Genomic DNA, 12928 nt, shown 5'->3' with positions numbered 1-12928 from the left:
TTACTGAATTTTAGGGAATATTATGGCGTTCAGTCCTCTGGTGGATGAGTTGGTTGAAAGCTTGCGGGTGCTACCCGGCGTGGGCCAGAAAACCGCCCAGCGTATGGCGTTTCATTTGCTGGAACGCGCCCGCAGTGGCGGTAGCCGCCTGGGTGATGCTTTGGGCCGGGCCATGGATGGTGTGCGCCGCTGTGATCGATGCCAGAATTTTGCCGACACCGACGTGTGCGGCATTTGCGAAAACCCCGAACGCAACACCGGTGTGCTTTGCGTGGTGGAAAGTCCGTCAGACCTGTTGGCCATCGAGCAGGCCGGTGATTACCGCGCCGGGTATTTTGTGCTGATGGGGCATTTATCCCCCATTGATGGCATTGGGCCGGAGCAGATTGGCATCGACCGGCTGGTTCACCGGGTGCGCGATGAAAGCGTAACCGAGTTAATACTGGCCACCAATCCCACCGTGGAAGGCGAAGCGACGGCGCACTACATTGCCGACCGCCTGGCCGACAACAACGTTCTGATTACCCGGCTGGCTCACGGCATTCCCGTGGGTGGCGAGTTGGGTTATGTTGACGGTTTTACCCTGACCCACGCTTTTCGCGGCCGCAAACCTTTAGCTGGCTAAGTCATTTTCCGATCAGGCAATTGTATGAATGCGAATGAACTTCCCCGGCTGACAGCGCCTGCGCCATCCGAACCGGTGCTATGGTTGGAAACTCCTGAGCAGCTGGACGACTGGCTGGCGGCGCAGCCAAAAGAACCTTTGACCCTCGATACCGAATTCGAGCGGGTGAGCACCTATTACCCGATACCGGGCTTGGTGCAGCTTGGGCTGGCCGATCAATTTCGCCTGGTGGACCCGGAAGTGGCAGAGGCCTCTGCCGGTTTTCGCGCGGCTCTGGAAGACGAACAACGCCCAAAGCTGTTGTACGCGGTGAGCGAAGACCTGGAACTGTTCCGCCATTGGCTGGGCATTCCCATGCAGGGGGTGATTGATTTGCAGCTGGGCGTGGCATTTGCCGGGCTCGGGTTTTCTATGGGTTACGCGAAATTAGTTGAAAGCCTGTTTGGTGAGAGCCTGGATAAAACGCTTACCCGCTCCAACTGGATTTCGCGGCCTTTGAGCGATTTACAGCAGCGCTACGCCATTGATGACGTGCGCTTTTTAAAGCCGATTTACGACTGGCTGCAAGAGGTTTTGGCCGGGCGCGGGCTGCAACAGGCCCTGGTGGAAGAGTCCGCTCGCTTTGCCGCAGACCTGGCAAGCCAAGACGATCCTACCCGGCATTATTTAAAGCTGCGCGGCGGTTGGCCTTTGAGCGCCCCGCAGCAACAGGTGCTGCAGGCGTTGGTGAGCTGGCGCGAGCGCGAATGTCATCGCCAGGACAAACCCCGTAACTGGGTAATGGCAGACCCTTTGCTGCTGGCAATGGCCGAGACCCAGCCCAAAACCTTGAACGCTTTGTCGGATATTCAGGGCCTGGCATCCGGCCAGGTTCGCCGTCACGGCGACACCCTGCTGGCGCTGATCGCCAAAGCAGATGCCGCCGAGGATGTGGCCATCGAGCCGATTGCGGCGCCTTTGACCCGAGACCAACAGGGCTTTTACAAACAGCTCAAAAAGCACTTTGTGCGTGCTGCGGAAGCGGCTGATATTCCTATAGAATTGCTGGCGCCGCGCAAGCGCCTGGAAGCCGTTTTGCAGCAACAAACCCTGGCGGGTAACCCGTTTTTTGAAGGCTGGCGCAGCCAGATACTGGCTCCGGTTCGGGGCACAATCGAGGAACTGCTTTCGTGACCAAAACCCGCGACTTTGTTTCTGTTTTTCGCAGCAGTAAAAAGCCAGACACTTATATATACGTGCGCCGAGGTCACCTTTGGGATGACTTGCCGGAAACCCTGCGCACTTTGTTTGGCAAGCCGGTACACGCTATGGATTTGGTGTTGACACCGGAGCGTAAACTGGCTCGCACCAGCGCCGAACAGGTTCTGGCGGGCATTGCCGATAAATGCTTTTTCTTGCAGATGCCGGAAGAGCAGGACATGGCGATTGTCGAGTTCAAGATGAAGCTGGGGCAGCGCAATCGATGATTGCCCAGGTGCCATTCTGGCAGCGCAAGCGCCTGCATGAAATGACACCGGCCGAGTGGGATTCCCTGTGCGACGGTTGCGGGCAGTGCTGCCTGAACAAGCTGGAAGATGAAGACACCGGTGAGGTGTACCACACGGATTTAGTCTGCCAGTACATGGATACTGACACCTGCGTTTGCACGGTTTACCCCGAGCGGTTAAAAAAAGTACCCGGATGCACGCTGATCACGCCGCAAACCTTGCCGGATTACCACTGGCTGCCCTATACGTGTGCCTATCGCACTCTGGCAGATGGCCGCCCATTGGCCGACTGGCACCCACTGCGCAGCGGTGATCCGCAAACCGTGCATGAGGCGGGTGTGTCGGTGCGGGGTAAGGTGGTTTCAGAGGCCGCTGTGGCCGAGCAAGACTGGGAAGAACATATTATTCACTGGGTAATGACATAATGGATGCGGAATTGCAGAACGTGTACTGGCTGTTTTGGGCCGCCTACGGTGTAGGGCTGGTGCTGTTTTTATGGATGATGCAGCGATTGTTGCGATTTTTGCCGTTTTACGGTTTGCGCACACTGTTGCTGGCTGCGTTGGCGGCTATTCTGATGGCCCCGGTGGAATCTTTAGACATAGCGGGTTGGTGGATTCCGGCGTGGTTGTACGGCGGTTATGAACTGATTCTGGGTGACAGCGTTGCGGCCAGCACTGCCTTGTTAAATATTTCGTTGGCCGGCATGGTATTGCTGCTGGTTTGGATTCTGGACCTGGTGCGTTATCGGATGAAACGCTGAGCGTTGAATAATAAATTGACGGCTGTTCCTTTTATGGCCGTTTTACACAGGGAAAACGTGGTGGGAAGCTTCATGAAGTCAACTCTGGTAACGCACAAAACACTGTGGCACGCGCTTATTATCACACTGGTTGCGGCGTTTGCGGGTATGGTCCAGGCTCAGGCCGAGCCGGGGGATAGCCCGCAACTGCCGGGCGCGGTGGACGTGCGCATTATTGTTGATATTTCCGGCTCTATGAAGCAGAACGACCCGCAAAACCTGCGCCGCCCGGCGGTGCGCTTGTTGGCTCGATTGCTGCCCGATGGCGCCACGTCCGGTGTGTGGACTTTCGGCCAGTACGTGAACATGCTGGTGCCCCACCGCGAAGTTAACGATGCTTGGCGTGATATGGCCATTGCGCAAAGCGACGCGATCAATTCCGTGGCCATGCGCACCAATTTGGGTGCAGCCATCGAAACCGCCAGCGATGGTTACTTTACCGGTGGCATACTGAGCAATACCCACTTTATTGTGCTTACCGACGGCAAGGTGGACATCAGCCGAAACCCCAGCGCCAATAAAGCCGAAGCTAACCGCATTCTGGATACTTTGGTTCCTCCGTTGAAGCAACAGGGCGCCCGTTTTCACGCGGTAGCGCTGTCGGCCGAGGCAGACACCGAGTTTCTGCGCAGACTGGCCGCCGATTCTAATGGCAGCTTTCACGTGGCGGAAAATGCGGATGATTTGAGCCGCGCCTTCCTAGACGCTTTTAACGCCGCCGTGCCGCAAGAGCAGACGCCCATAGACGACGACGGCTTTATGGTAGACGCCGGGGTAACCGAATACACCGCGCTGATTTTCTGGGGCGACAGTGAAACCTCTGCTAACCGCACCTTGGCGTTGAAAGCGCCCGGTGCAGCCGCTGCCACCTTGCAGCAGCACCCGGACAATATTCGCTGGGCCCGTGAACCGGGTTACGACCTGATCACCGTAACCGACCCCGTAGCCGGGCGCTGGATTCTGGATGGCCAATTAGGCCAGGGCAGCCGAGTAAGCGTGGTGAGTGATTTGCGGATGATTGTGAGCCCCATTCCGGGCACATTCTCGATAGAGGAGCCGCTGGCGATTCGAGTAAGGCTTTTTGACGGGAATGAGCCGATTACCAATGCCGATTTTCTGAGTGTGCTGACCGTTAACCTGACGCTGGCACATGAAGATGGCCGTAGAGGTACCAAGCTGTTGTCAGAGCAGAGCCCGCCAGCAGATGGTGTGTATCGCTATAACATTGCCGAAATGCCGACCGCCGGCCAGTACCAAGTGGTAGTGGAAGCGCGCAGCAGCACCTTTGCGCGCAAGTTCTCCGGAACCACCCGTTTTGAACCTGCCGCCGGTGCCGAAGTTTCCGCCGCAAACGCGCCACTGTTTGCGCCTGAAATTGACGCCGCTAATCCTTTCAAAACCGCCACCCCTACTGAGCCCGAACCGCAGCCGAATACTGCGCCTGCGGTTGATGAGGCGCCCGCGCCTGAACCCGCAGGCGAACCTGTCGCAGAAGTTAAGCCTGTCATTGAACCTGTAGCAGAGCCCGAGCCGGCAGAACCCAAGAGTGCAGATTCAGCAATAGCGCCTTGGATGATTGCGGCCGGCGCGGGCGCTCTGTTAGTGCTGGCCTTGTTGATCTGGCTGCTGCTGCGCAAACGCAAAAACACCGATGAAATCGATGCCGAAACTAACGCCGAAGTAAACGTGAAAGCAGAAGCGGCTGCGCCCGTCCCAGCCCCGGAAGTGGCTGCCGTGCCGGTGATTACCGACATTGACGAGCCTGAAAACGTACCGGAATTAAGCCCGGACGACCTGATTGAGCCAGAGATTGAGCCAGAACCCGCCGCTGAACCCGTGGTTGACGAAACCCCAGTGCCCACCATAGAGCCACTGCCCGAAGAGACCATGCCGCTGGTAAAGCCGGAAGAGGGCGACCCTGAACCTTTGGCTTTTGATGACGATTTTGAGCTGTCGTTTCCTGATGACGAGCTGGAAGCGACGCTAGCCGAGCCAGAAGAGCTGGCCGATGACGAGCTTGGTCTGGACGACCTTGACCTGTCTGAATTTGACGACCTGCCAGGCGCCGAAGTTGAAAAAGGCGCTGAAAAAGATACGAGCCCTGAGCCAAAGAAAACGCCCGACAACGATCCCAAGAAGTAACTTACAGGACCCAGAACATGAAATTTACCGGCACCGATAAATACGTCGCCACTGACGACCTGCAAATGGCGGTTAACGCGGCTATAACGCTGCAACGCCCGTTGCTGATCAAAGGTGAGCCCGGCACCGGCAAAACCCTGCTGGCGGAAGAAATAGCGGCGGCCTTGGGCAAGCGTTTGATTCCCTGGCACATCAAGTCCACCACCAAAGCCCAGCAGGGTCTGTACGAATACGATGCGGTGTCGCGCCTGCGGGATTCCCAGTTAGGCGATGAAAAAGTGAAAGACATCAGCAACTACATTATTCCCGGCAAATTGTGGGAAGCCTTCGAATCCGAAGAGCAAGTAGTGTTGTTGATTGATGAAATCGACAAGGCCGACATTGAGTTCCCCAACGACTTGTTGCAGGAACTCGACCGCATGGAGTTCTACGTTTACGAGACCCAGCAGTTCGTAAAGGCCAAGTATCGGCCGATCATTGTGATCACCAGCAACAACGAAAAAGAACTGCCCGACGCCTTCCTGCGCCGCTGCTTTTTTCACTACATCAGCTTTCCTGACCAGGGCACCATGCAGAGCATTGTTGACGTGCATTTCCCGGGTCTTCAGCAGCAGGTAGTACGCGATGCCCTGGAAGTGTTTTTTGACGTGCGCAAAGTGCCGGGCCTGAAGAAAAAGCCGTCTACCTCTGAGTTGATTGACTGGCTGAAACTGCTGATGGCGGATGAGTTGTCTGCCAAAATGTTGCACCAGAAAGACAGCAGCAGTGCGTTGCCACCGCTGTACGGCGCTCTGGTGAAAAACGAGCAGGACGTTCACTTGCTGCAGAAACTGGCGTTTATGGCGCGCCGCCGCGGTTAGTTTCAAAGGTAGGGTTTTATGCTGATCAATTTTTTTCTGGAAGTGCGACGGGCAAAGGTGCCGGCCAGCCTGCGGGAGTTTCTCGACTTGCTGGAGGCCCTGCAGCATCGCCTGGCCTTCGCCGACATGGAAGAATTCTACTATCTGGCGCGCCTTTGTTTGGTCAAAGACGAGCGCCACTACGATAAATTCGACCGTGCTTTCAAGGTGTATTTTGAGGGCATCGAGCATCTGGACGAGTTGCTGCAATCGCTGATTCCCGACGATTGGCTGCGGGCCGAGTTTGAAAAGCACCTGAGCGATGAAGAAAAGGCGAAAATCGATTCCCTGGGCGGCCTGGAAGAACTGGTCGAAACCTTCAAAAAGCGCATGGAAGAGCAGAAAGAGCGCCACGCCGGCGGTAATAAATGGATCGGCACCGGCGGCACATCGCCCTTTGGCGCGGATGGCTACAATCCGGAAGGCTTTCGTATCGGCCAGAAAACAGGCCGCCACGGTCGCGCGGTAAAAGTGTGGGAAAAACGCGAGTTTAAAGACCTGGATGACAGCGTTACCCTAGGCATTCGCAACATCAAAGTGGCGCTGCGCCGGTTGCGTAAATTTGCCCGCCAAGGCGCCGCCGATACCCTGGATATGGACGACACCATTCGCTCCACCGCCCGTAACGCCGGATACCTTGATTTGAAAATGGTGCCCGAGCGCCACAACGCGGTAAAAGTGCTGATCTTTTTTGATGTGGGCGGCTCTATGGACCCTCACATTCGCGAATGTGAAGAGCTGTTTTCAGCGGCGCGGCTGGAATTCAAGCATATGGAGTATTTTTACTTTCACAACTTCATTTACGAGGGCGTGTGGACCCAGAACGTTCGCCGCACCAACGAGGTAACGCCCACCTGGGAGCTGCTGAATAAATACAGCTCGGACTACAAGGTTATTTTTGTGGGGGACGCCACCATGGCGCCCTATGAAATCAGCCATCCGGGCGGCTCCATCGAGCACTGGAATCAAGAATCCGGCGCCACCTGGTTTCAACGCATTACCGATCATTTCCGCAAAGTGGTTTGGCTGAATCCCCTGCCAGAGGCCTTCTGGAACCAGGGCGGCTCTGTGGCCATGGCCCGCCAGCTGGTGGATAACCAGATGTATCCGCTGACGGTGGAAGGCCTGGAAGGTGCAATGAAACAGCTGACGAAGTAGTTGAGAAAGTAGCTGTAATTTGCTGGAAAATGAATAAGGTGGCGAGCAGAAACTGCTATTTGCATGCGCTCAAAACTGCTACTCTTTCAACAATTCCGCGACTTAGACTTTCGTCGACTTGATTTCAACGAAAAAGCTCAGTTGCGCGACTTGCAAGGCCAAATATTATAACTAGAAAAGCGCAGACAGGAGTTCGAGTAATGATGAGTTTCGAGCAGTTTTACCAGGACAAGTACCCACAAGGTATGGCCTTGGATGTCGATCTGGCAAAATACTCTAGCATGGTTGACGTGTTCAATCAGGCGGTGACCAAGTACGCGGATCGCCCAGCAGTGTCTGCCGTTGGCGTTACCCTCAGTTATAAAGATCTGGATGTTCAAAGCCGTAATTTTGCAGCCTGGCTGCAGAACAAAACCGACCTGAAGCCGGGTGACCGCATTGCCGTTCAAATGCCGAACGTGTGCCAGTATTTGGTGGTTACCTTTGGTGCTATGCGCGCCGGGCTGATTGTGGTGAACACCAACCCGCTGTATACCCCCCGTGAAATGGAACATCAGTTTAATGACTCTGGCGCAAAAGCGCTGGTGGTGCTGGCTAACATGGCCGCCAACGCGGAAAAAGTGCTGCCCAATACCAGCATTGAACACGTGATTTTGACCGAAGTGGCGGATTTGCATTCCACCTTTAAGCGCACGCTGATGAACGCGGTGGTCAAGCACGTCAAGAAGATGGTGCCTGCGTACAATCTGCCCCAGGCCCACAAATTACCCGCGGTGCTGGCAGCCGGTGCCCGCGAGAAGTTTACTCCGGTTGAATGCAAACAGGACGACATCGCCGTGCTGCAGTACACCGGTGGCACGACCGGCGTGGCCAAAGGCGCCATGCTGACCCACGGCAATCTGGTGGCAAACCTGCTGCAGATTCGGCCGATGCTGGAAGACAACATTATTGAAGGCAGAGAAGTGGTGATTGCACCGCTGCCGCTATATCACATTTATTCGTTTACCCTGAACTGCGGCACCATGCTGGAAGCCGGTGCCCACAACGTGCTTATTCCCAACCCGAGGGATATAGACGCTTTTGTGAAAGAACTGCAAAATCACCAATTCACGGCGTTCCTGGGCCTGAACACGCTGTTTGTTGCGCTGTGTAATAACGAAGAATTCTGCAAACTGGATTTTAGCCACCTGAAGCTGACGGCTTCCGGCGGCATGGCGCTGACCTCCAAGGCGGCGAAAACCTGGAAGCAGGTGACCGGCTGCGAAGTTTGCGAAGGTTATGGCATGACTGAAACCTCGCCGGTGGTGAGTTTTAATCCGGTCAGCGCGATTCAGCTCGGCACCATTGGTTTGCCGCTGCCGGGTACCCTGCTGAAAACCGTGGACGACGATAACAATGAAACGCCCTTTGGCGAGCGGGGCGAGCTGTGTGTCAAGGGCCCGCAGGTCATGCGCGGTTACTGGCAGCGCCCGGACGATACCCGCAAATCCATGACCGACGACGGCTATTTGCGTACCGGTGACATAGCTGTTATTCAAAAAGATGGCTACATCCGCATTGTGGACCGTAAAAAGGACATGATTATTGTGTCGGGCTTTAATGTGTTCCCCAATGAAGTCGAAGACGTGATCAGCGGCCACCCGAATGTGCTGGAATGCGCTGCGGTGGGCATACCTGACGAAAAAAGCGGTGAAGCTGTGAAGGTGTACCTGGTTGCATCCAAAGACGGCGTAACCGCCGGCGAGCTGAAAGAGTTTTGCCGTGAACGCCTGACCGCCTACAAAGTGCCGCGTCACTTTGAATTTCGCACTGAGTTGCCAAAAACCAACGTTGGCAAAGTGTTGCGCCGCGAACTAAGGGATGAAGCAAGTAATCAATAAATCTTCAACTGACACTGTTTCTGGTGCCGCTGTTAATGACATAGCGGAACAGCTTGGCACCTGCGCGCAGCTTGAAGCTGCGCGCATAACCCGCACTCTTGTCCGCGCCAAAGGCCGCCCCGGCACCAAAGAGCTGGAAAAAATCGGCCGCTGGCTGCAGGCAGGGCAGGAAAAAGTGCAGTCGCGCCAGCGCTTGCATAAACCGGCCAGCTTCCCTGAAGGCTTACCGGTTTCAGAGCGGGTAGACGACATAGCCGCTGCTATTGCCCAAAACCAGGTGGTGATCATTGCCGGTGAAACCGGCTCTGGTAAAACCACCCAGATTCCAAAAATTTGCATGAACGCCGGCCTGGGTATTCGTGGCTTGATTGGCCACACCCAGCCCCGGCGTATTGCGGCCCGTAGCGTGGCCGCGCGCATTGCCGAAGAACTGGGCGAGCAAACCGGCCGGCAAGTGGGCTACCAGATTCGTTTTACCGATACCACCTCCGAAGATTCCCGCCTGAAAGTAATGACCGACGGCATATTGCTGGCGGAAGTCCAGCACGACCCGTTTTTAGACCGTTACGACACGCTGATTATTGACGAAGCCCACGAGCGCAGTCTGAACATCGATTTTCTGCTGGGGTATCTGAAACAGCTGCTGCCAAAGCGGCCTGATCTCAAGATAATCATCACCTCCGCCACCATCGAGCTCGGGCGTTTTAGCGAATTTTTCGATAACGCTCCGGTGATTGAAGTCAGCGGCCGCACCTTTCCGGTAGAAGTGCGCTATCGCCCCTTGGTCGGCGATGACGACGACCGCGATCAGGGCTGGACCGACGGTGTCTTGCAGGCGCTGGAGGAAATTGAACAGCACGAACGCAGCGCCAGCCAGCCGCCGGGCGATGTATTGGTGTTCATGCCCGGCGAGCGGGAAATTCGGGCCTTGAGCAACGTGTTGCGCCACGCTGAGCTGCGGCACACCGAAGTGCTGCCGCTGTATTCGCGGCTCAGCAATCAGGAACAGAACCGGGTGTTCCAGAGCCATCGGGGCCGGCGCCTGGTGTTGTCTACCAACGTGGCAGAAACTTCGCTGACGGTGCCGGGCATTCGCTATGTGGTTGACACCGGTGTTGCGCGCATCAGCCGCTACAGCGTGCGCTCGAAAATTCAGCGCCTGCCAATAGAACCGATTTCCCAAGCCAGCGCTAACCAGCGCGCCGGCCGCTGTGGTCGGGTGGCGCCGGGCATCTGTTTTCGCCTGTATGACGAAAACGATTTCATCAATCGCCCGGAATACACCGACCCCGAAATTCTGCGCACCAATCTGGCCTCGGTGATTTTGCAGATGGCCACCTCGGGCCTGGGTGAGATTCGTAACTTTCCGTTTTTGGAATCGCCGGATAATCGCCAGATAAACGACGGCTACAAACTGCTTGAAGAGCTGGGTGCGGTCACCGGCAAGCGCCGGGTAACCGTGGCTGGCCGCACCATGTCGCGCCTGCCGCTGGATCCGCGCCTGGCGCGCATGCTGGTGACCTCTGCGGAGCAAGGCAGCCTGAGCGAAGTGTTGATCGTTATTGCCGGGCTGAGCGTGCAAGACCCCCGTGACAGGCCGCAAGACAAACAACAGCAGGCCGACCAGGCCCATGCGCCGTTCAACGACAAAGAATCCGACTTTGTTACCCTGCTGAATATCTGGAATTTTTACGAAGAGCAGCGCCAGGAACTGTCGCTGAATCAGCTGAAAAAAGTCTGTCAGAAAAACTTTCTGAGCTGGATGCGTATGCGTGAATGGCGCGACGTGCACCGCCAGCTGACGCTGATTTGCCGCGAACAGAAGCTGAAGCTGAATCCCCAGGCCGCCAGTTACCAATCGGTACACACGGCGGTGCTGGCGGGTTTGCTGGGGCAGGTGGCGACCAAGTTTGAAAACCGCGAATACATGGCCACGCGCAATCGCAAGCTGCTGATATTTCCTGGCTCGAAGGTGGCAAAAACCGCACCCAAGTGGATTGTGGCCACCGAGATTGTGGAAACCAGCCGGGTGTTCGGGCGCATGGTGGCGGCCATTCAACCCCAATGGATAGAGCCCCTGGCGGCCCACGTGGTAAAGCATCACTATTTTGAGCCCCACTGGGAGCAAAAACGCGGGCAGGTGATGGGTTTTGAAAAAATCACCCTGTACGGTCTGGATATTGTTCCGCGCCGCGCCATTGTTTACAGCGACATTGACCCGGCCGCCTGCCGCGACTTGTTTATTCGCCACGCCCTGGTCGACGGCGATTACCGCTCCCGGGCGCCGTTTATTGAACTTAACCGGTTAATGCTGGAGTCGGTCGAAGACCTGGAAAAGAAAACCCGGCGCCGGGATTTGCTGGTAGACGACGAAACTCTGGTGGCTTTTTACGATCAGCGCGTGCCGGCCGACATCGTCAGCGGTCGCCATTTTGAGCACTGGTGGAAACATCTGGAAGCCGCCGAGCTGAAAGCTCTGGAATTGACCGAAGAAGACGTGCTGCAGCGCCCGCTTGACGCCCAGGCCGGTGCTCTTTATCCGGACTTTCTTGAGTGGGAAGGGGTGAAATACCCGCTGGATTACGAGTTTGAACCCACCAGCGAGCGCGATGGGGTAACTCTGCGGGTGCCGTTGATGGCACTGAAACAAATACCGGCGCGGCGCCTGGAGTGGCTGGTGCCCGGTTTGCTGCGGGAAAAGTGTATTGCGCTGGTGAAAGGGTTGCCGAAATCCCTGCGGCGTAATTTTGTGCCGGTGCCGGATTTTATCGACGCTGCCCTGGCCAACCTTCAGCCCTCTAACGAGCCGTTGGCGTTGCAACTGGGTGCGCAGCTGCGCCGCATGACGGGGGTACAGATAGACCCACAAGCCTGGCAGCAAAACGATTTGCCGCGGCACCTGCGAATGAACCTGCGGGTGACCGGCGACAAAGGCGCCGTTATCGCGGAAAGCCGTGAAACCGTGGATTTGCAGAGCCAGCTTGAGGCCAAAGCCGAGCAGGCCCTGGCGTCCATTACCGCCACGGATAGCAAAGACGAGACCACCACCGCGACTCACACCAGCTGGCAGTTCGGCACCCTGGCCCCGCAGGTGCAAACCGAAAAAGGCGGTATGCAGGTGACGGTGTATCCGGCTCTGGAAGATCTGGGCAAAGAAGTGCGACAAACCCGCTGCCTGGATTCGTTAACGGCGGAAACCATCACCCGCAAGGCCATCGCCCGGCTGATTCTGAACCGGTTTGGCAATACCCTGGACGATCTGGAACGCAAACTGCCGAAATTCAAACCGGCGGCGCTGATGTTCGCAACGGTTGGGCAAGCGCGTATTCTGCTGGACGACCTGTTGCTGTCGACAGCCATGCAGCATTTTCTGGTTGGCCCGCTACCGCGTAGCCCGGAGGCGTTCGACGGGTGTTTTAACCAGCACAGGGGCGACTTTATTCCTGCGCTTGAAACCGCGGTAGAGCATCTGCACCAGGCCATGCTCGGCTATCAACAGGTGGCAAAACGGCTGAAGGGCAAGATTAACCTGGCCCTGGCCAATTCTATGGCTGACATTAAGTTTCAAATGCAAAATCTTGTTTACCCTGGCTTTTTGGTGAACACCCCGGCGCAGTCTCTGGCCCAGTTCGGGCGCTATTTTGAGGCGGCTTTGGCAAGATTCGAGAAGATGGCGCGGGAGATGGGCCGCGAGCGGGAGTTCCTGCACACCATTGAACCGCTGTGGGCGCGATACGCCACCAAGCTTAAGGAGCAGCAGCGCCAGGGTGTCAAAGACCCGGAGCTTGAGTTGTACCGCTGGATGCTGGAAGAATACCGGGTGTCGTTTTTCGCCCAGCAGTTGGGTACGCAAATGACGGTGTCTATCAAGCGCCTTGATAAGCAATGGCAGGCTACCCGGGTATAACGGGAACGCGGGCAAACGCCTGAGACTG

The 12928-nt window shown here is 56.5% G+C and carries 10 protein-coding genes; all 10 read left to right on the top strand.

Translation table 11 applies throughout. The features are described 5' to 3' along the window. Positions 1-22 precede the first annotated feature (22 nt). The 10 genes from recR (at position 23) to hrpA (ending at position 12900) form a co-directional block, all read left to right on the top strand. Positions 23-625, top strand: coding sequence for a recombination mediator RecR (gene recR / locus ATI45_RS06200; RefSeq protein ID WP_098418726.1), 603 nt, complete (start codon positions 23-25; stop codon positions 623-625). A 24-nt stretch (positions 626-649) separates the two neighbouring features. Beyond that, entirely contained in the window at positions 650-1798 is a 1149-nt protein-coding gene (locus ATI45_RS06195; protein ID WP_098418725.1) for a ribonuclease D, read from the top strand. Continuing rightward, a complete protein-coding gene (locus ATI45_RS06190; protein WP_098418724.1) occupies positions 1795-2091 on the top strand; it encodes a YcgL domain-containing protein in 297 nt (98 codons plus the stop codon). The genes ATI45_RS06195 and ATI45_RS06190 overlap by 4 nt, the downstream gene beginning before the upstream one ends. Further along, positions 2088-2537, top strand: a complete 450-nt coding sequence (locus ATI45_RS06185) for a YcgN family cysteine cluster protein (RefSeq protein WP_098418723.1) — start codon at positions 2088-2090, stop codon at positions 2535-2537. Before ATI45_RS06190 ends, ATI45_RS06185 begins: the two co-directional genes overlap by 4 nt. After that, positions 2537-2875 carry a hypothetical protein gene (locus ATI45_RS06180; RefSeq protein ID WP_098418722.1) on the top strand — a complete coding sequence of 113 codons (339 nt, stop codon included), beginning with the start codon at positions 2537-2539 and terminating at the stop codon, positions 2873-2875. The genes ATI45_RS06185 and ATI45_RS06180 overlap by 1 nt, the downstream gene beginning before the upstream one ends. A gap of 72 nt (positions 2876-2947) precedes the next feature. Further along, the gene (locus ATI45_RS06175) at positions 2948-5056 is read left to right on the top strand and encodes a VWA domain-containing protein (RefSeq protein WP_228735945.1); all 2109 of its coding nucleotides are present in this window, start codon (positions 2948-2950) and stop codon (positions 5054-5056) included. A gap of 17 nt (positions 5057-5073) precedes the next feature. Beyond that, on the top strand, positions 5074-5916 hold the full coding sequence (locus ATI45_RS06170; protein WP_014871450.1) for an AAA family ATPase: 843 nt from the start codon (positions 5074-5076) through the stop codon (positions 5914-5916). An 18-nt stretch (positions 5917-5934) separates the two neighbouring features. Further along, on the top strand, positions 5935-7113 hold the full coding sequence (locus tag ATI45_RS06165; RefSeq protein ID WP_098418720.1) for a vWA domain-containing protein: 1179 nt from the start codon (positions 5935-5937) through the stop codon (positions 7111-7113). Between the two features lie 203 nt (positions 7114-7316). Then, a complete protein-coding gene (locus tag ATI45_RS06160) occupies positions 7317-8993 on the top strand; it encodes an AMP-binding protein (protein ID WP_098421665.1) in 1677 nt (558 codons plus the stop codon). After that, on the top strand, positions 8974-12900 hold the full coding sequence (gene hrpA / locus ATI45_RS06155; protein ID WP_098418719.1) for an ATP-dependent RNA helicase HrpA: 3927 nt from the start codon (positions 8974-8976) through the stop codon (positions 12898-12900). Before ATI45_RS06160 ends, hrpA begins: the two co-directional genes overlap by 20 nt. The last annotated feature ends 28 nt before the right edge of the window (positions 12901-12928 follow it).

Source organism: Marinobacter sp. LV10MA510-1, from assembly GCF_002563885.1.
Taxonomy (GTDB): domain Bacteria; phylum Pseudomonadota; class Gammaproteobacteria; order Pseudomonadales; family Oleiphilaceae; genus Marinobacter.
The sequence above is the reverse complement of the archived record's forward strand: the minus strand, read 5'-3'. Positions and strand labels throughout refer to the sequence as shown.